Source organism: Micromonospora citrea, assembly GCF_900090315.1.
Taxonomy (GTDB): domain Bacteria; phylum Actinomycetota; class Actinomycetes; order Mycobacteriales; family Micromonosporaceae; genus Micromonospora; species Micromonospora citrea.
The window spans coordinates 1,850,913-1,870,249 of sequence record NZ_FMHZ01000002.1 but is presented as its reverse complement, the minus strand read 5'-3'; the positions used below and the strand labels follow the sequence as shown (position 1 = coordinate 1,870,249).

The window sequence follows — 19,337 nt, the reverse complement described above, 5'->3', positions numbered from 1 at the left end:
GGCGTGCGTGGGGGGTCGCGGGCGGCCCGGTACCCTCGGATGGTGTCTGCCACCTCCCCTTCCGACAACTCCAGCTCGGCACGTCTGGCGCCGCGCCGCGATCCGGAGCTGTCGTCCGCCGACGGTCGTCGTGTCGCCCTGCTGACGCTCGGCTGCGCCCGCAACGAGGTCGACTCGGAGGAGCTGGCCGCCCGGCTGCACGCCGACGGCTGGCAGGTCACCACCGACGGCGAGGGCGCCGACGTGGTGGTCGTCAACACCTGCGGCTTCGTGGAGAAGGCGAAGCAGGATTCGATCCAGACGCTGCTGGCCGCCGCCGACACCGGCGCCAAGGTGGTCGCCGCCGGCTGCATGGCCGAGCGGTACGGTCGCGAGCTGGCCGACAGCCTCCCCGAGGCGCAGGCGGTGCTCAGCTTCGACGACTACCCGGAGATCGCCGCCCGGCTGGACGCCGTGGTCGCCGGCGAGCGGATCGGCGCGCACACCCCGCGCGACCGGCGCGAGCTGCTGCCGCTCACCCCGGTGTCCCGGCGGGACCGCGCGGTGTCGCTGCCCGGCCACGGCACCCCGACGCGGGGCGTCACCGAGACCGACGAGCACACCCCGGCGCACCTGCGCCAGGTGCTGCGCCGCCGGCTCGACACCGGCCCGGTCGCGTCGCTGAAGCTCGCCAGCGGCTGCGACCGCCGCTGCGCGTTCTGCGCCATCCCCGCCTTCCGCGGCGCCTTCGTCTCGCGTACGCCCGACGAGCTGCTCGCCGAGGCGGAGTGGCTGGCCAGGACCGGCGTACGCGAGCTGGTGCTGGTCAGCGAGAACTCCACCTCGTACGGCAAGGATCTGGGCGATCCCCGCGCGCTGGAGAAGCTGCTGCCGCAGCTCGCCGCGATCGACGGCATCGTCCGGGTGCGCGCGAGCTACCTCCAGCCGGCCGAGACCCGGCCCGGCCTGGTCGAGGCGATCGCCACCACGCCCGGCGTGGCGCCCTACTTCGACCTGTCGTTCCAGCACTCCAGCGAGCCCGTGCTGCGTCGGATGCGCCGCTTCGGCTCCACCGATCGCTTCCTGGAGCTGCTGGCGAGCGCCCGGGCGCTGGCGCCGGAGGCCGGCGCGCGGAGCAACTTCATCGTCGGCTTCCCCGGCGAGTCCCGGGCCGACTACGAGGAGCTGGTCCGGTTCCTGACCGAGGCGCGGCTCGACGCGATCGGCGTCTTCGACTACAGCGACGAGGACGGCACGGAGGCCGCCGGCCTGTCCGGCAAGGTCTCCGCCGCCACCGTGAAGCGTCGGTACGACAGGCTCAGCTCCCTCGCCGACGAGCTCTGCTCGCAGCGGGCCGAGGAGCGGCTCGGCTCCACCGTCGAGGTGCTGGTCGACTCCGTCGCCGACGGCGTGGTGGAGGGGCGGGCGGCCCACCAGGCCCCCGAGGTCGACGGCTCGACCACCCTCGTCGCCCCGTCCGGCGGCGGGGTGGATCTGGCCGCGCTGCGCCCCGGCGACCTGGTGCGCGCGACGGTCACGGCGACCGAAGGCGTGGACCTCGTCGCGGTGCCGGATGAGATGATCTCGGCTGCGCCCGGCGCAACACGGTGACGGCGGGCCCGGACGGAGCGGGGGAGCCGCGTGGTGGAGTGCCTGGTGCGCCACGGAGGCCGGGGCGGGGCCCGGCGGTGACCGGGGCGGCGGACTCGACGCCCGCGCCGGTGGTGGCCCGGGTGCCCGTGCTGAACGCGGCCAACGCGCTGACCGCGCTGCGGCTGGTCCTGGTGCCGGTCTTCGCGGTGACCGTGGTCGTCTCGGGGATGCACCACGCCGGCTGGCAGACGGCCGCGTGTCTGATCTTCGCCGTCGCGTCGGCGACCGACCTGGTCGACGGCTGGATCGCCCGCCGGTTCGCCCTGGTCACGTCGGTCGGCAAGGTCGCCGACCCGATCGCCGACAAGGCGCTCACCGGCGCCGCGCTGCTGCTGCTCTCCTGGTACGACCGGCTGCCCTGGTGGGTGACGGCGGTGATCCTCGCCCGCGAGCTGGGCATCACCGCGCTGCGGTTCTGGGTGATCCGGCGCGGGGTGATCGCGGCCAGTCGGGGCGGCAAGATCAAGACGGCGCTGCAGATCCTCGCGATCGTCTGGTACCTGTGGCCGATGCCGGACGCCCTGGCCGCCGTCGGCCCGTGGATCATGGCGGCGGCCGTCGGGGTGACGGTGGTCACGGGCTTCGACTACGTCGCCCAGGCCCTCCGCCTGCGCCGCCCCGCCGCCTGACCCGCCCCGGTGGTCAGATCGGTTCGGGGAGGATGAGTAGGGCCCACGGGGCGGGGGAAGGATCTGGCACATGGAGAGCGACGCGGCCGGCGCGCGGCCGGTGGGAAGCCCGGCGGCGGGCGTGGTGCACAGCCTGGCCGAGCGGCACCAGACCCTGGCCACGGTCGAGTCCCTGACCGGCGGGCTGCTGGCCGCCTCGATCGTGGAGATCGCCGGGGTGAGCGGGATCTACCGGGGCGGGCTGGTGGTCTACGCCACCGAGCTGAAGTCGCAGCTCGCCGGCGTGCCGGAGGATCTGCTGACCGACCGGGGGCCGGTCGACCCGGACGTGGCGGTGGCCCTCGCCGAGGGCGGGCGGCGGCGCTGCGGGGCCGACTGGGGCCTGGCCACCACGGGGGTGGCCGGCCCGGAGCCGCAGGACGGCAAGCCGGTCGGGCTGGTCTACGTGGCGGTGGCCGGGCCCGACGGCACCGACGTCCGCGAGCTCGACCTCGACGGCGGCCGTGACCACATCCGCTCGGCGGCGGTCATCGAGGCGTTGCGGCTGCTCGCCGAGCGCATCCACGACGCCGAGCCCGACGCCGGCGACGCCGAGCGCAGTCACGACGCCGGCGACGCCGAGCGCAGTCACGACGCCGAGCCCGACGCCGGCGACGCTGAGCGCATCCACGACGCCGAGCCCGACGCCGGCGACGCCGAGCCCGACGGCGGGCGGGCCGACACCGCGGGCGCCGAGCGGCGCTGACCCGACCCGGCGCCGCCAGCGGAGCCGACCCGCACCCCGGGCGGCGCCGGCCGGATTCCCGCGCTGAACAGACTCCGCAATCCGGGAGGCGGGGTGGGATGTCGGCGGGGCCCGCAACGGGTACGGTTGCGGGAAGGCTCCGACGGTCGGGCCGGCGCGACGGGTCGACCGGCCGTGCGGAACAGTGGTGTCCCTCAGGGGAGGTGCGAATGGTCCTGCTACGCCGGGTTATCGGTGACGCACTGCGGGCGCGCCGGCAGGGGCAGCACCGCACCCTGCGCGAGGTCTCCTCCGCCGCCAACGTCAGCCTCGGCTACCTCTCCGAGATCGAGCGCGGCCAGAAGGAGCCGTCCAGCGAGCTGCTGGCGGCCATCTGCGACGCGCTCGGCGCGCGCCTGTCCGAGCTGCTGCGCGAGGTCAGCGACACGGTCGCGCTCGCCGAGCAGATGCCGGGCGTGCTCGTGCCGGTGCAGGACGAGCCGGTCGACACCACGCCCGTGGCGGTGCGCAAGGCCACCGGCCGGGGCGTGCACCAGGTCAGCACCGACGGCAAGGTCGCCGTCCAGGTCCGCCAGGATTCGCCCCTCAAGGCCACCCTGCGCACCTCGCGGGTCCGCGGGGGCGACCGCGACGTGGTCTGCGCCGCCTGACCCCGCCCCTCCACCCGCGTCCGTGGTCGCGGTGGCGGCCGCCGCGTAGGGTTGATCGCGGACGGCATCGGCGCTCGCTCCGCTGGCCGGTACGGATGCCCTGGTGGCCTCCGGCTGGGACGATGGAGTCACGGCCGTGCCGGAGTCTGCCGGTTCCGCCCGGCCGGATCGAGGCGGAGCGACGCTACTGAGGGGATACCGCGGAGATGGCGAACCCGTTCGTCAAGGGTTGGAAGTACCTGATGGCGCTCTTCGGCGCCAAGATCGACGAGCACGCCGACCCCAAGGTGCAGATCCAGCAGGCCATCGAGGAGGCCCAGCGCCAGCACCAGGCGCTCGTCCAGCAGGCCGCCGCCGTGATCGGCAACCAGCGCCAGCTGGAGATGAAGCTGTCCCGCCAGATGTCGGAGGTCGAGCGCCTCCAGGCCAACGCGCGTCAGGCCCTCGTCCTCGCCGACCAGGCCCGCGCCAAGGGCGACGAGGCCGAGGCCACCCGCTACGAGCAGTCCGCGCAGACCCTCGCCACCCAGCTGGTCTCCGCCGAGCAGGCCACCGAGGACCTGAAGACCCTGCACGACCAGGCGCTGGGCGCCGCCGCCCAGGCCCGCCGGGCCGTCGAGAACAATTCCATGATCCTCCAGCAGAAGCTCGCCGAGCGCACCAAGCTGCTCAGCCAGCTCGAGCAGGCCAAGATGCAGGAGAGCGTGGCCCGCTCGCTGGAGTCGATGTCGGCGCTGACCGCGCCCGCCAACACGCCCTCCCTCGACGAGGTGCGCGACCGCATCGAGCAGCGCTACGCCACCGCGATGGGTCGCGCCGAGCTGGCCGGCAACTCCGTCGAGGGCCGGATGCTGGAGATCCAGAAGGCGACCCTCGACTCGGCCGGCTCCGCCCGGCTGGAACAGATCCGGTCGAGCATGGCCGGCGAGCAGCTCGGCGCCAAGCAGGAGCGGCCGGGCGTGGAGCAGGCCCGACCCGCCGCGCCGGCCGCCGACCCGGCGGCTGCCGCCCGGCTGGAGGAGATCCGGGCCAGCATGGGCCGGGAACGCGGCACCGGGGACACCACGGCCGCCGGCTGAGCGGCCAGGTCGAGGAGGCAGCAGTGGCAGACGAGCGCACGCGGTACTTCCGGCAGCTGGGCCGGCTGCGGCGGTCCGCCCGCCGGTGGAGCGTCACGGCCGGCGGCCTCGGCGGCGCCGCCGCCGTGCTGACCCCGTACGCCGGGCTCGGGCTGCCCGACGCGGCCTGGGCGGCCGGGGCGGGCGGCGCGCTGGTGCTCGCCGCCTGGCGCTGGATCGACCTGCGGGCGTTGGCCGCCCGGCCGGCGCCGCCGGAGCTCGACCCGGCCGAGGCCGCCGCGCGCTCCCGCGCCCGCCTGGTCGCCGCCGTGGAGCGCCTCCCCGTCGGCCCCGGCGTGCTGGCCGAGGTGCGCCGCGTCCGCTCCCGGATGGCGCTGCGCGGCACCAGCGCCGCCGAGCCGTGGGCCCGGCTGGACCGGGCCGCCCTCACCCTCGCCGGAATGACCGGCCGGCTGACCGGGCTGGCCGAGCCCGCCCTGCTGGAGGCCGCCGAGGCCGACCGCTCGCTGCGGGACCTCGCCGCCAAGGTGGCCAGCGTCGAACGCGCGCTGCGGGTCGCCCCGGCCGCCGCCCGGCCGCCGCTGGCCGAGGCGCACCGGACGTTGACCGGGCAGCTGGAGCAGGGCGTCGCCGCGTACGAGCGGCTGGTCGTGGCCGCCGCCGGCTACGTCGCCGAGGACGCCCGCCCCGACGCCGACCACCCGGCCGCCTCCCGGCTGACCGAGGCGACCGACCTGCTGCACGGCGTGGCCGGGGCGCTGTCCGAGCTGCGCGGGGTCGGCACGCCGCTGCGTACCCCCTGATCAGGGCGGCGTGGTGACCGGCACCGGGCCGGTGAACGGCGAGCTGCCGACGACGTTGAACGACCGGATGCGGTAGTGGTAGGTCACGCCGCGGGCCAGACCGGTGTTGGTGAATCCGCGGCCGGTGACGGTGAAGGTGGCCACCTCCCGCGCGAACGCCGGGTCCAGCGCCCGCTGCACGATGAATCCGGCGCCCGGGCCGGCGGGGGTGCTCGCCGACCAGCCGAGGATCACCGTCGCCGTGTCCGGCCCGGGGGCCGTGGCGGTGGCGGTCACCCCCGTGGGCAGGCCTGGGGCCGGCGGGGTGGTCACCCGGCCGACCGTCGACCAGGGGGAGGCGGCCCCGAGATAGGTGGTTCGCACCCGGTAGTAGTACGTGGTGTCCGGCGCGACCGCCGCGTCGAGGTGGTTGTCGCCGACCCCGATCGCGGTCGTGCCCGGCCCGCTGCTGAAGGTCGGGTTGGTGGCCCGCTGCACGTCGATGCCGGTGGCGAAGGAGCGGTTGGCCCAGCGCAGCGCGATCCGCAGCGGCGCGGCCGGCGGGATCGCCGCGGTCAGCCCGGCCGGCGCGGCGAGCTGCACCGACGCCGGCACGCTGTTGGACCAGGTGGAGCAGCTCACCGCGTTCTCCGCCCGGATCCGGTAGTGGTACGTCACCCCGGGCGTGACGGTGGCGTCGGTGTAGCGGGTCGCCGTGGCCGCCACGGTGATCGAGGTGAGGCCCTGCGTGAAGGCGGCGTCGGTGGCCCGCTGCAGCAGGTGACTGGTGGGCGCCGGGCGGCTGCCGTTGCCCGTCCAGGCCAGCGCGATCGCCGGCAGCGCGGTCGCCGAGCCGGGGGCCGGGGTCGCGGTCAGCCCGGTCGGCGCCCGCGGGGAGACCCGCAGCACCAGCGGCCGGGTCATGCCCTGGTCGCGCTGGCCGGCGAGCTGGCTGTGCCAGTGGTATTCCCAACCCAGGTTGACGAGCTGGTTGACCACCACCGCCGGTCGGCCGTCGACCGGGCTGACCGGGGTCGAGCCGGTGCGGGCGCCGGCCGGCCGGGCCGGGTCGAGCAGCCGTACGCTGTCGCCGATCTTGAACGGCAGGGGCGGCGCGACCGGCCGCAGGGCGACGATCACGTCCTCCCTGGGGTTGACCCGGACGACCTGCTTCCAGCCCCGCTCGGCGGGGTGCGGCGCGCGGGTGGCGCCGTCCCAGCCGACCCGGTTGACCAGTTGCACGTCGCAGCCGGCGAAGCGCACCGGCTGGGTCTGCCGGCTGTTGCCGCGGATCCGCCAGAGCTGGGTGCCGTCGGCGGACGCGCTCACGCCGACGGCCGGGTCGCTGACGTGCAGCACCTCCGTCGCCGGGTCGGTGGGGCCGAGCGGCAGGGTGGCGGGGGAGAGCGGCCCGGCCTGCGGGTGGCCCACACCCAGCCGGCCCACCAGCCGCCCGTGCTCCGGTTCGAAGACCTGCTGCACCGCCTTGACCTCGATCGGCAGCAGCACGGGGGCGGCGCCGGCGGTCGGGACGAAGCTGACCGTGGTGGCGTGCACCGGGACGACGGTCTCCCGGCCGGTCCGGGTGCCGAACGCCGGGTCGTACGCCGCCTGCGGCACGATCGGCGGACGCTGGCTGGCCGCGTACGCGCGGGGCAGCCGGTCGCGCAGCCGGGCCAGGTCGTACGGGGCGGCCGGGGTGCCGGCGACCCGGAACTGGAGCAGGGTGCGGGTGTTCGGCCCGTACCCGGGGCGGGTGGGCGGCGCGCCGCCCTCGGTGGTGCGGTCCGGGGCGTCCGTGTGGTGGTCGGCGCGCGGGTCGAAGCCGGGCAGCGGGGCCGGGCAGTCGTTGTAGAGGATCAGCGTGGCGCCGGGCGGGACGGCGGAGAAGTCCACCAGCACGTCGGCGACCTCCCCCGGGGCGAGCAGCAGCGCGTGCGCGTCGACGTTGAGCACGGTCGGGTCGCGCCGGTCGTACCGGTAGCCGACAGGCTGGTTGGGCACCACCACCGGCGCGGGAAGCAGGCCGCACTCGTTGCCGATCTGGATCAGTTCCGGCCCGGCGGCGCGCGGGTCCGGCACGCCGCCCTCCCGACCGTCCGTGGGCCAGTCCGCCGGTCGGCCCGGCGCCCGGACCGCCTCCCCGATCGGGACCTCGCCGGCGTCCGCGTCGACCAGGTCGCCCTCCGCGTCCCACATCGGCCCGTCCGAGCGGGCCCGGTATAGCTGGAGGTTCAGGGCGCGGTCCAGGCAGGCGTTGAGGATCCGGAACCGGTACGTCCTCGGCTCGACCTCCAGGTACGGGTACGCGATGCCGTTGACGAGCATGGTGTCGCCGAACGCGTCCGGCACCGCCGACGGGTGCGGCACGCCCGGCGCCAGCGGCGGCTCGTCGGGGTCGGCGACCGGGTCGTGGTGCGGGTTCGGCACCGGGGCGGCCTCGGGCGTCCCGCGCTGCTCCCGGGGCCCGGCCTCCTCCGCCGTACGCGACCACGGGCCGTAGTCCCAGCGGCCGGTCGGGTTCGTCCCGTCCGCCCGGTGCGGGTTCTGCCGGGGCTGGTAGACGTGCGGGTGCCAGAGGCTGCCCCGGGAGCCCCAGCGGTCCCGGTCCCAGGTCGGGTCCTCCCCGGCGAGCTGGGTGTCGTCCGGCACGAAGGTCTTGTCCTCGATCACCAGGGGCGACTGGTCGGCGGGGAGCACGCCGTCGGCGACGAGTTCCTCCTCGGCCGGGTCGGTGAGCAGGAAGAGCGCGAGCTGGCCGGAGTAGACGGTCAGCCGGGCCAGGCCGACGGTGTTGTCGTGGAACCAGCACAGCCGGCCGCTCTGCTCGTTGGGATAGTAGAGCGTGGTGGCGCCCGCGCCGGGCGGCGGCATGTCGGGGACGTGGGTGAGGCCGACCCCGCTCGGGTACGGCGTGATCTCGCCGGCCGGGGTCACCCACTGCCAGGGGTTGCCGGCGCTGATCCAGCCGGTGTGCGCGCCCGCCAGGCGCAGCACCGCCCGGTTCTGCGGGTAGGGCGCGGGACCGTCGAGAGGGCCCGTCCCCGCGCCCTCGACGGTCGGGTCGACCGGCAGGAACAGCTCTCCGGCCCGCCCGGTGGGGAGCTGGTTGATGAACTTGATCCGCACCGGGCGGCCCCGGCGGGCCAGGACGACCGGGCCGAGGTGCCAGGGGCGTCCCGCCGGCACGACGGTGTTGTGCCCGTTGGCGTCCGTGCCGAGGTTGAGCTGCCGGTAGCCGCGCAGCCGGGTCGCCGGCAGGTCCCGGTGCAGCCGCTGCGCGTACTGCTCCAGGACGATCTCGTAGTAGTCGCAGCCCGGGTAGCTGATGGTGTCCGGCACCGCCACGGGAAGGTGCCCGCCGAGCTGGGTGCGCCCGAGCGTGCCGAGGCCGGGCAGCGCGTCGACGAACTTCCGTATGCCCGTGCCGGGTACGACCCGGCCGTCGGCCCCGACGACCGGCAGCGGGCTGCGGGCGTAGTTCGGCACCGGGCCGAAACAGCGCGGCACGGCGGCCGGGTCGAGGCTGGCCGGCGCCGGGACCGGCTCCTCGGGGCGGCGGGCCGAGGGGACGGGCCCCGCCGGCCGGGGCCCGTCGGCGGCGTCGTCCCCGGTGCGGGCTTCCGCCCGCTCCGCCCACGGGATCCGGAGTCTGCGGAACAGGTCCATGGCTCTCCCCGGTCCGGGCGCGCGGGCGGCCACGGCGGCGTGGCGGCCCTCGCGCGTCGCTGACGATGCGTGAGGAGTCAACCGCAGCATGCGACGCGGCGGCGGGGTTAGGAAGTACCCAATCGTCCCTATCTGTGGCGGAGACCCGACTTCCCGGCGCGGCAGCGGAGTGTCCCGCCCGACACGCCGGCCGACGGAGGCCGGTCGTCGGGGCCCGCCGCGCCGGTCGTCGGGGCCCGCCGCGCCGGTCGTCGGGGCCCGCGGCGCCGGTTGTCAGGGCCTGCGGCGCCGGTTGTCGGGGCCTGCGGCGCCGGTCGTCGTTGGCCCGCCGCGACGGACGCCGGGGCCTGCCGCGCCTCGGGCGCTGGGCGTCGCCGTCAGCCGGCCGGGCCCGCGGCGCCTCGGCCGCCGGCCGACCGTCGTCAGTCGGCCGGACGTTCCGGCTGGCAGACGGGGCACCAGTAGGTGACCCGCTCGCCCAGTTCCTCCTTGCGGATCGCGGCGCCGCAGCGACGGCAGGGCTGGGCGCGCCGCCCGTAGACGTAGCTGGTCTGCCCCCGGTGCAGCGACCCGGTGGTGCTCTGCGTCCAGCGGCCCCGGTTGGCCGCGAGGAGCCGCTGCGCCAGCGCGACCGTGCCGGCGAGGTCCGGCACCGCGCGCACCGGCGTCCACGGCGAGACGCCGCGCAGGAAGAGGACCTCGCACTTGTAGAGGTTGCCGACGCCGGCCAGGTTGCGTTGGTCGAGCAGCGCCTCGCCGATGGTGGCGTCCGGGTGGGCGGCGAGCCGGCGCACCGCCTCGGCCGGGTCCCAGTCCGCGCCGAGCAGGTCGGGGCCGAGGTGGCCGACCAGCGAGCCCTCCTCGGCGGTCGGCACCAGCGCCAGCTCGTGCAGGTGGTAGCCGACGGCCACCCCCTGCGCGGCGCGCAGCACCGCCCGGATCAGGTGCGCCGGGCGGGCCGTCCAGCGTTCCCCCGGCGCGTACGCCCGCCAGGCGCCCTCCATCCGCAGGTGCGAGTGCAGCGTCCAGCGGGCCTCGTCCGGGGCGGCGAGGCGGAGCAGCAGGTGCTTGCCCCGGCTGGCCGACTCCCGCACCGTCCAGCCGGTGAGGTCGGTCGCGGCGAGCCGCGGCACCCGGAAGTCGCTGCCGGTCAGGCGGGCGCCCGCCAGCGCGCGGTGCAGGACGCGGGCGGTGTTCCAGACGGTGTCGCCTTCGGGCACCCGTCCATCCTCCCTCGCCCGAGCGGTATTCGCATGTGTCGCTATTTGTATGGAGGTTCCCATTGATCTCCCGACAAGAGCAGGATCAGGGAGTTCTGAGGAGAATCGCCATGAAAATGCCTCAAAGTCGGATCCCCGCCGCCGCCCTGACCGCCGTCCTCGCCGCCGCCGTGCTGCCCGCCCCGGCCCCCGCGCTCGCCGCTCCCCGGGGCGAGCGGTGGGCCACCGACCTCTCCCGCGTCGACGCCGACGACGTCAACGTCCGGTACACCCGTGCCGGGCTCCGCCTGGCCGACCCCCGCCCGAGCGCCGGCCGCCCGCCCCGTGGCCCGGTGGCGGAGGGAATGCTCCTCGCCGCGCCCCGCACCCTGGCGCGGCCCGCCAACCGGGTCCGCGCCCAGATCACCGCCCGGGTTGCCGCCGGCGCGAGCGTCGACGCCGAGGTGCGGGGCTGGTGGGCGGGCGGCTGGACCGAGTGGCGTGCCGTCACGGGCGACGCGGCCGTCTTCGACCGCCCGGTGACCCGGGTGCAGGCCAGGGTGGTGCTCGACACGCGCCGGCCCGGCGTCACCGCCGAGGTGCGCGCCGTGCGGCTCACCGCCGACACCGCCGCCGCCGTCTCCGCCGCCACCCCCGGCCTCACCTTCCGGGTGTACGCGACCCGGATCGGCCTGGTCGGTGAGACGACCGCCAACGGGCACACCATCGTGCCCCGGGACCATTTCGTCGCGCTGCCGTCCCGGCGCGGCCTGGCCCCGCGCGACACCGGCGACTACACCGTCCGGGTGTGCACCACCAGCGGCAGCCGCTGCGAGTACGCGCCGGTCTGGGACGTGGGCCCGTGGAACACCCGGGACGACTACTGGAACCTCAGCGCGGTGCGGGAGAACTGGAAGGACCTCCCGCAGGGCCAGCCCCAGGCGCAGGCCGCCTACCAGTACGGCTACAACGGCGGGCGGGACCAGTTCGGCCGGGTGGTGCTGAACCCGGCCGGCATCGACCTGGCCGACGGCACCTTCTGGGACGGGTTGCAGCTCGGCACCAACGCTTGGGTCGACGTCGCGTACCTGTGGACCGGGTCGGGCCCGCGCGGCGTGGTCGGCGACGGCCCGCTCAACGTCCGCGCCGGCGCGAGCACGGCGTACGCGGTGCGCGGGCTGGCCGCCCGGTACGCCAACGTGCCCATCCAGTGCCACGTGACCGGGCAGACCGTCGCCGGCCCGTATCGCACCACCAGCCGGTGGAACCGCCTCGCCGGTGGGCAGTACGTCAGCCACGCGTACGTCTCGGCGGTCTACGGCGGCACGGTGCCGCCCTGCTGACGCCCGCCGGCTCCGCCGGGTCGGGCCGCTGTGGCCCGGCGGTCAGCCGGTCGCGACCCGCAGCAGGTCGCCCGGCGTCACCGAGAGCAGGTCGACCGCCCGGCCGCCGTTGACCGCCACGGCGACCCGGCCGGCGGAGTCGGCGTGCACCACCAGCCCGCCCGCCGGGGCGTCGCCGAAGGTGCGGCCGTGCACGGCCTCGCGGCCGGCTCCCGGCCCGGGCTCCGGCCGCACCCGCACCAGGGCCGGCAGCGGCGCCAGCAGGCGGGCCGGCGCGGCCAGTTGCACGTTGCCGAAGTGGTCCACGGTCAGCACCTCGGCGGTGAACCCGGCCGGCTCCGGCCGGACCACCGGCGCCGGCAGCCGGACGAGGCTCTCCGGGGCCACCGCCGGGCCGGCGTCGGACAGCGGCGCGCCGAGCGCGAGCCGCGCGGCCACCGGTGCGAAGACGTCCCGGCCGTGGAACGTGCCGGACACCTCGGGCGCGAGCCACTCCGGGGCGGTCAGTTCGACGGCCGCGGTCACCCCGCCGAGCGCCTCGGCGGCGTCGACGAGCAGCCCGTTGTCCGGCCCCACCAGCAGCCCGCGCGGCGCGGCCAGCGCGACGCCCCGGCGGGCGGTGCCGACACCGGGGTCGACCACCGCCACGTGGACGCCCTCGGGCAGGTGGGGCACGGTCTGCGCCAGCACCGCCGCGCCCCGGCGCACGTCGGCCGGCGGGACCAGGTGGGTCACGTCGATCACCCGGGCGGCCGGCGCCAGCCGGGCGATCACCCCGTGGCAGGCGGCCACGAAGCCGTCGACGAGACCGTAGTCGGTGGTGAACGAGATCCAGGGGGTGCGGTCCATGCCCGGCAGGTTAGCCGCCGGCGGTGAGCCGCAGTTCGAGGATCAGCTCGTCGTGCAGGGGGATGCCGTCCTCGCCGACGACGGGGATGGTCGGCTTCAGCCGGCGGGCCCGGTCCACCGCGCCGCGGTCCACCCGCGCCAGCCGCAGCCCGCGCCGCTGGTAGAACCGCAGCGCCCGCAGGTTGTCGTTGGTCGTGACGAGCCACATCCGGGCCCGCCCCTCGGTCCGGGCCACGTCGGCGGCGGCCGCCAGCAGCGCGGTGCCGACGCCTGCGCCGGGCGTCGCCGCGACCAGGCTGACCACCTCCAGCCCGTCGCCGTCGCCGTGGTGGGCCAGCGCGCCGACCACCGCGCCGGCGCCGTCGACCGCCACCAGCGTGGGCAGCGTACGCAGGTCGTGGCGGGTGTCGTGGGCGACGACGTACGGGCCGCCCCACTCGCGGTCGTGCAGCGCGTCGACCGCCGCGCGGTCCCCGGCCCGGGCCGGGCGGACGGCCACCCCGGTCATCGTCGGCTCCCCTCGTCGACCGGGTCGGGATCGTACCGGCGCGGCGGCGCGCCGGCATCCGCGACTCCGGGTCGCCGGGCGCTGCCGGATATGGGACAGCGCGGTGGCCGACCGGCCACTGGCCGGTACGGGACCGGGTTGGGCAGACTGCCAGGGGTGACCAACCGGAACCTGTCCGCCGTCGCGGTTCTCGTGATCGCCGCCGCCCTCACCGCCGCCTGCGGCGACGACGCGGCGGAGTCCCCGCGCGCCGCGACACCGGCCGCCTCGGCGTCGCCGGCGGCCCCGGCGTCGGTCCCCGGCGGCGCCCCGGGCGGCACCGGTGCGCCGTCGACGGCCACGACGCCCGCCGCCCCGCCGACGGGCCCGGCCGGGCCGAGTGCCCCCGAGCGCCGACCCGCCAGCCCGCCGCCGGTCCAACTGCCCGTCCGGCCGACCGGTACGCCGGGCGCCCGGCAGGTCGTCGACGCGTTCCGGGCCGCGGGGCTGAAGGTGCCGAACCCGCGCGACCGGTCCGTCGACTGCGGGCCGGACGGGCTCGGCCTGGGCTGCTCCGAGCTGATCGCCACCGACGCCGTCACCGTCTACGTCTTCCCCGACCCCTCGAGCGCCAGCGACGTCGCGGAGACCTGGGGCGGCCAGTCCTTCCGGCACGGCGCCGTGGTGCTCAACTACCTGGAGGCCAGGACCCCGGCGGCGGACCGGGCCAGGTACGAGAAGGTCCTCACCGGCCTGCGCTGACGGCGGGAGCACAGGCGGGTCCCGGCCGGTTGCTGCGGCCTTTTCGCCGGCCGACCCCCGAGGGGCACGCCTGGCCCGGGACGCCGGGTCGGCCACCGATCGGTCGCGGTCCTTCCCGCATCGGCCACCGGGTCGCGGGCGGCGCCGGGCCCGCCGTCGGCGGCGGCCGGCACTCCGTCCGGTCACCCGTTCGTGGGGCTCGCGCGGCAGCGGTCAGCCGCGCAGGCGCAGGCCGCGTGGGGTGGCCCGGAAACCGGCCGCGGTGAGCGCGTCGCGCAGCGGCGAGGCGCCCACCGCCTCGCCGTCGGCCCGCTCCACCGACATGGCCCCCAGCGCCCCGGAGTGGACCGCGTCGGCGAGCGCCTTGCCGGCCGCCGCCAGCGTGTCGGTGTCGTCGGTGAAGGAGAGGATGGTCCGCCCGCCGCGCTCGACGTAGAGCACCAGGTCGCCGGCGACCAGCACCACCAGGGCGCCGGCCTTGCGCCCCGCCCGGTGCCCGGTCGCGGGGGCCGCCCCGTCGCCGGAGTCGACCACCCGTTCCGGCCAGGGCAGCGCCGCGCCGTACGGGTTGGCCGGGTCGGTCGCGGCGAGCACCAGGGTGGGCCCGCCGCGACCCCGGCCGCCGTCGGCCGGCTCCGCCAGCGCCCGGATCCGGTCCACCGCGCCCGGCACCGCGAACTGCGCCGCGCCCAGCCCTTCGACGAAGTAGCCCCGGCGGGCGGCGCCGCGCTCCTCCAGCGCGGAGAGCACCGGATAGACCGCGGCGAAGCCGCCGGCCACCTGCTCGGCCACGACCGCCCCCCGGGTCACCACGCCGTGCCGTTCGAGCAGCACGTCGGCCAGGGCCGCGGCGCGGCGCGTCGGGTCGGTGTCGCGCTCCGGCAGGCGGGACCAGCGGCCGGCGACGGTCGGCGGGCCGCCGCGGGTCGGCAGGGCCACCCGCCCGGGCCGGCGGTAGCGGGTGCGCGGGGCGGCCGGGCGGGACCGGTGCGCCCCGCCGCCCCCGAGCACCGCCCGCAGCGGGGCCAGCGTGTCGTTGGTCAGGTGACCGGCCCAGACCAGGTCCCAGAGGGCGGCGGTCAGCGCGGCGTCGTCGGTCGAGCCCACCCGGTCGGACAGCGACCGGAAGAACAGCGCCTGCCCGTCGCCGAGGGCGTCGAGCACCGCGTCGTGCAGCGGGGTGCGGGCGAGTGCCTCGTCGGGCGGGGGCAGCAGCAGCGGAGCCACGTCCGCGTACGCGAGGGTGACCCAGCCGTCCCCGCCGGAGATCGCCCCGGAGCCGGCCCACACCACCTCGCCGCTGGCGCACAGCTCGTCGAGCTGGGCGGGAGAATAGTCGGCGACCCGGCCGGGCAGCACGAGGCGTTCCAGGGCCGACGCCGGCACCGCCGCCCCCTGCAACTGCTCGACGGCGGCGGCCAGCGCCTCCACCCCGCGCGCCGACGAGCCGACCTGCTGCCAGCGGGGCAGGAACGCGGCCAGCGCGCGGGGCGGCACCGGCTCGATCTCCCGGCGCAGGGCGGCGAGGGACCGGCGGCGCAGCAGACGCAGCACCTCGGCGTCGCACCACTGGGTGCCGGCCGTGTCGGGGGTGAACTCGCCGGAGACGATGCGCCCGGAGGCGGCGAGCCGGCGCAGCGCCTGCTCGACCACCGCCACCCCGAGCCCGAAGCGGGCGGCGCAGCTGGCGGCCGCGAACGGGCCGTGCGTACGCGCGTAGCGGGCGACGAGGTCGCCGAGCGGGTCGGCGACCGGCGCGAGGTGGGCCTCGGCGACCCCGACCGGCATGGCCACGCCGAGGGCGTCGCGCAGCCGGGCCGCGTCCTCGACGCCGACCCAGCGCTCCTCGCCGGCGATGCGCACCCGCAGCACCCGGCGGGCGGCCGCCAGCTCGGTCAACCACCGCACGGGCGCGCCCCGCTCGGCCAGCTCGGCCTCGGAGAGGTCGCCGACCACGCGCAGCAGCTCGACCACGTCCTCCGCGTCGCGCGGGCGGCGCTGCTCGGTCAGCCAGCGCAGCTGCCGCCCGGTCTCGGCCAGCACCGCCGGGTCGAGCAGCTCCCGCAGGTCGACGCGGCCGAGCAGCTCGCCGAGCAGGGCCGAGTCCAGCGCGAGCGCGGCGGCCCGACGCTCGGCCAGCGGGGCGTCGCCCTCGTAGAGGAAGGCACCGACGTAGCCGAACAGCAGCGACCGGGCGAACGGCGACGGCTGGGCCGTCTCGACCTCGACCAGGCGCACCCTGCGGGCGGCCAGGTCGCGCATCAGCTCGGCCAGCGCCGGCTGGTCGAAGACGTCCTGGAGGCACTCCCGGGCGGCCTCCAGGGTGACCGGGAAGTCCGCGTACTCGCGGGCGACGTCGAGCAGCTGGGCGGCTCGCTGGCGCTGCTGCCACAGCGGCTGGCGGCGGCGCGGGTCGCGGCGGGGCAGCAGCAGCGACCGGGCGGCGCACTCCCGGAACCGGGACGCGAAGAGCGCGGAGGTGCCGACGGACTCCTCGACGAGTTGGGCGACCTCCTCCGGCTCGAAGACCACCACGTCGGCGCCCGGCGGCTCGTCGGCGGTGTCCGGCAGGCGGACGACGATCCCGTCGTCGGAGGGCATCACCTGGGCGTCCACCCCGTAGCGCTCGGCGAGCCGGCGCCCGATCGCCAGCGCCCAGGGCCCGTTGACCCGGGCGCCGAGCACGCTGTGCACGGCCAGCCGCCAGTCGCCCAGCTCGTCGCGGAAGCGCTCGACCACCACCGTGCGGTCGTCGGGCAGGGACCGGGTGGCGGCGCGCTGCTCGCGCAGGTAGGCCATCAGGTTGCCGGCGGCCCAGTCGTCGAGCCCACCGGCCCGCAGCGCGGCGACCGCGGCCTCGTCGTCCTGCCGCAGCAGGGCCCGCACCCGTGCGCCGATGGCGCGACCCAGCTCGACGGGGCGGCCGAGCTGGTCGCCCTTCCAGAACGGCATCTTCGCCGCCTGCCCCGGGGCGGGGGAGACCAGCACCCGGTCGGGCGTGATCTCCTCGATCCGCCAGGAGGACGAGCCGAGCAGGAACACGTCGCCGACCCGCGACTCGTAGACCATCTCCTCGTCCAGCTCGCCGACCCGGGCGGCCCGTTCGGCGCCGGCCAGGAAGACGCCGAAGAGCCCTCGGTCGGGGATGGTGCCGCCGCTGGTCACCGCGAGGCGCTGGGCGCCGGGCCGTCCGGTGAGGGTGTCGGTGGCGCGGTCCCAGACCAGCCGGGGCCGCAACTCGGCGAAGGCGGTGGACGGGTAGCGGCCGGAGAGCATGTCGAGCACGGCGTGCAGCGCCGAGTCGGGCAGCTCCGCGAAGGGCGCCGCCCGGCGGACCACGGCGGCCAGGTCGCCGACCTGCCACGGCTCCAGCGCGACCATGGCGACGACCTGCTGGGCCAGCACGTCGAGCGGGTTGCGCGGGTAGTGCAGCTCCTCGATGGCGCCGCCGCCCATCCGCTCGGCCACCACCGTGCAGGAGAGCAGGTCGCCCCGGTGCTTCGGGAAGACCACACCCCGCGAGACCGCGCCGACCTGGTGCCCGGCCCGGCCCACCCGCTGCAGCCCGGCCGCCACGCTGGGCGGCGCCTCGATCTGCACCACCAGGTCTACCGCGCCCATGTCGATGCCCAGCTCCAGGCTGGAGGTGGCCACCACGGCGGGCAACTGGCCGGACTTGAGCGCCTCCTCGATGTGCCTGCGTTCCTCCCGCGACACGCTGCCGTGGTGAGCGCGGGCGATCACCGGCGGCGCGCCGGCCGCCCCGCCCGCCTGGGCCATCATCTCCGCCGGCGTCCGCCGCACCGGGCCGGGACCTCCCGGTGCCCCGGCGGCGGGACCGGGGCCACCCGGCTCGGCGGCGCCCCGGGCCGGCGCGTCGTTCCCGCCAGGGCCGGTCGGCTCCTCGGCGGCCAGCTCGTTGAGCCGGGCGCAGAGCCGCTCGGCCGAGCGGCGCGAGTTGGTGAAGACGATGGTCGAGCGGTGCGCGCGGATCAGGGCGAGGACCCGCTCCTCCACCGCCGGCCAGATCGACGCCCGGCGCGGCCCGAGCCCGCCGAGATCGTCCTCCGGCGGCTCCTGCTCGTCGAGGCGGGTCATGTCCTCCACCGGGACCTGGACGCTGACCTCGATCGTCTTGGCCGTGGGCGGCGCCACGACGTCGACGGGCCGGGCGCCGCCGAGGAAGCGGGCGCACGCGTCGACCGGCCGGACCGTGGCGGACAGGCCGATCCGCTGGGCGGGGGCGGGCAGCAGCTCGTCGAGGCGCTCGAGGGAGAGCGCGAGGTGGGCCCCGCGCTTGGTGCCGGCCACCGCGTGCACCTCGTCGACGATCACCGTCTCGACGCCGCGCAGGGAGTCGCGGGCGGCGGAGGTGAGCAGCAGGAACAGCGACTCGGGCGTGGTGATGAGGATGTCGGGCGGGGTGCGGGCGAACGCGCGCCGCTCGTCGGCCGGGGTGTCGCCCGTGCGCATCCCCACCGTGATCTCCGGCGGGGCGATGCCGAGCCGGCTGGCGGCCTGCCGGATCCCGGCGAGCGGGGCGCGCAGGTTGCGCTCGACGTCGACCGCGAGCGCCTTGAGCGGGCTGACGTATAGCACGCGGCAGCGGTGCCGGCGGTCGGCGGGGGCGGGCTCGCGGGCCAGCCGGTCGAGCGACCAGAGGAAGGCCGCCAGGGTCTTGCCGGAGCCGGTCGGCGCCACCACCAGCGCGTTGCGGCCGGCGGCGACCGACTTCCAGGCGCCGACCTGGGCAGCGGTGGGCGCGGCGAAGGCGGCGGTGAACCACTCCCGGGTGGCCGCGCCGAAACCCGCCATCGCATCCGTCACGCCATCCATCCTGCCCCGACGGTGTGACATCCGGCCGCTGGCGGACGCTTACTGTGTCCGGTCCTGGTCCATACGCGATGGTTGTGCCGTTGAATGCGTTAAGTCTTACTTAACTGCTTGCTTGCGGCGCGCAACATAAAGTAACTTCACTCGGAGTCGGCCGGGGTGGAGGGATCGGATGACCGTCGAGCAGCGGAGCTTCGAGCCCGGCACCGACGTGCTCATCCGCAAGGTCGACAGCCATCTCGCCGCCGTCCGCGCCGGCCTGGCCGGCGCGGAGCTGGAGCTGGCCGAGCGGCTCGCGGCCGTGCTGCGCGAGCTGGTCGTCTCCACCGCCCAGTCCAGCGCCGCCGACCGGGGCCAGGTCCGCGCCGCGGTGCACTACTTCGTGCTGCGCCGGGAGAGCCGTGGCCGGTTGCTTTCGGTGCGGTCCCTCGCCGCCGCCCAGCGGGTGGTCAACAAGGTCGTGCTCCAGCTCGGCCGCCCCGACCTGCTGGTGGAGGCCCGCCGGGAGCGCCCCGCCCGGGAGCCCGCCGTCCCTACCGCCGACGTCGGCGTCGGCTGACCGCGCCCGACCGCTGTGCCCGCCGCCGACGTCGCCGTCGGCTGACCGCGCCGCACCGCGAGATCGGGTCGGCCGGTGAACGGACGAATTCCCGCAAAACGGCCCGCCGGGCGGTCATC

General features: G+C 76.8%; 13 protein-coding genes and 1 pseudogene. 9 read left to right on the top strand and 5 right to left on the bottom strand.

Features of this window, described 5'->3' with window-relative positions:
• Positions 1–39 precede the first annotated feature (39 nt).
• The 6 genes and pseudogenes from rimO (at position 40) to pspM (ending at position 5,538) form a co-directional block, all read left to right on the top strand.
• Positions 40–1,590 (top strand): 30S ribosomal protein S12 methylthiotransferase RimO, encoded by a 1,551-nt coding sequence (gene rimO, locus GA0070606_RS08610; protein WP_245724617.1) that lies wholly within the window; start codon positions 40–42, stop codon positions 1,588–1,590.
• A gap of 77 nt (positions 1,591–1,667) precedes the next feature.
• Complete coding sequence (gene pgsA, locus GA0070606_RS08605; protein WP_091096607.1) at positions 1,668–2,261, top strand: CDP-diacylglycerol--glycerol-3-phosphate 3-phosphatidyltransferase; 594 nt, start codon at positions 1,668–1,670, stop codon at positions 2,259–2,261.
• A gap of 70 nt (positions 2,262–2,331) precedes the next feature.
• Positions 2,332–2,847: pseudogene (locus tag GA0070606_RS08600) on the top strand (CinA family protein); the annotation flags it as partial.
• Between the two features lie 368 nt (positions 2,848–3,215).
• Positions 3,216–3,656, top strand: a complete 441-nt coding sequence (locus GA0070606_RS08595) for a helix-turn-helix domain-containing protein (RefSeq protein WP_091096604.1) — start codon at positions 3,216–3,218, stop codon at positions 3,654–3,656.
• A 206-nt stretch (positions 3,657–3,862) separates the two neighbouring features.
• Positions 3,863–4,735, top strand: a complete 873-nt coding sequence (locus tag GA0070606_RS08590) for a PspA/IM30 family protein (RefSeq protein WP_091096602.1) — start codon at positions 3,863–3,865, stop codon at positions 4,733–4,735.
• Between the two features lie 23 nt (positions 4,736–4,758).
• On the top strand, positions 4,759–5,538 hold the full coding sequence (gene pspM / locus GA0070606_RS08585; protein ID WP_091096600.1) for a phage shock envelope stress response protein PspM: 780 nt from the start codon (positions 4,759–4,761) through the stop codon (positions 5,536–5,538).
• Here the strand turns inward: pspM and GA0070606_RS08580 are convergent, their stop codons facing one another.
• Positions 5,539–9,186, bottom strand: a complete 3,648-nt coding sequence (locus GA0070606_RS08580; RefSeq protein ID WP_091096598.1) for a hypothetical protein — start codon at positions 9,184–9,186, stop codon at positions 5,539–5,541. It abuts the gene before it with no gap.
• A 422-nt stretch (positions 9,187–9,608) separates the two neighbouring features.
• Positions 9,609–10,406, bottom strand: coding sequence for a DNA-formamidopyrimidine glycosylase family protein (locus GA0070606_RS08575; RefSeq protein WP_091096596.1), 798 nt, complete (start codon positions 10,404–10,406; stop codon positions 9,609–9,611).
• A gap of 110 nt (positions 10,407–10,516) precedes the next feature.
• Between GA0070606_RS08575 and GA0070606_RS08570 the strand changes: the two genes are divergently transcribed.
• The gene (locus GA0070606_RS08570; protein ID WP_091096594.1) at positions 10,517–11,728 is read left to right on the top strand and encodes a hypothetical protein; all 1,212 of its coding nucleotides are present in this window, start codon (positions 10,517–10,519) and stop codon (positions 11,726–11,728) included.
• Positions 11,729–11,770: 42 nt separating this feature from the next.
• Here the strand turns inward: GA0070606_RS08570 and GA0070606_RS08565 are convergent, their stop codons facing one another.
• Positions 11,771–12,577, bottom strand: coding sequence for an SAM hydrolase/SAM-dependent halogenase family protein (locus tag GA0070606_RS08565; protein WP_091096592.1), 807 nt, complete (start codon positions 12,575–12,577; stop codon positions 11,771–11,773).
• A gap of 10 nt (positions 12,578–12,587) precedes the next feature.
• A complete protein-coding gene (locus GA0070606_RS08560) occupies positions 12,588–13,085 on the bottom strand; it encodes a GNAT family N-acetyltransferase (RefSeq protein WP_091096590.1) in 498 nt (165 codons plus the stop codon).
• Positions 13,086–13,241: 156 nt separating this feature from the next.
• Here GA0070606_RS08560 and GA0070606_RS08555 point away from each other — a divergent pair, with 156 nt between their 5' ends.
• Positions 13,242–13,826 carry a hypothetical protein gene (locus GA0070606_RS08555; protein WP_091096588.1) on the top strand — a complete coding sequence of 195 codons (585 nt, stop codon included), beginning with the start codon at positions 13,242–13,244 and terminating at the stop codon, positions 13,824–13,826.
• A 213-nt stretch (positions 13,827–14,039) separates the two neighbouring features.
• Here GA0070606_RS08555 and GA0070606_RS08550 read toward each other — a convergent pair whose 3' ends face one another.
• Positions 14,040–18,662, bottom strand: coding sequence for an ATP-dependent helicase (locus tag GA0070606_RS08550; RefSeq protein ID WP_091096586.1), 4,623 nt, complete (start codon positions 18,660–18,662; stop codon positions 14,040–14,042).
• A 169-nt stretch (positions 18,663–18,831) separates the two neighbouring features.
• Here GA0070606_RS08550 and GA0070606_RS08545 point away from each other — a divergent pair, with 169 nt between their 5' ends.
• On the top strand, positions 18,832–19,218 hold the full coding sequence (locus GA0070606_RS08545; RefSeq protein WP_091096584.1) for a hypothetical protein: 387 nt from the start codon (positions 18,832–18,834) through the stop codon (positions 19,216–19,218).
• The last annotated feature ends 119 nt before the right edge of the window (positions 19,219–19,337 follow it).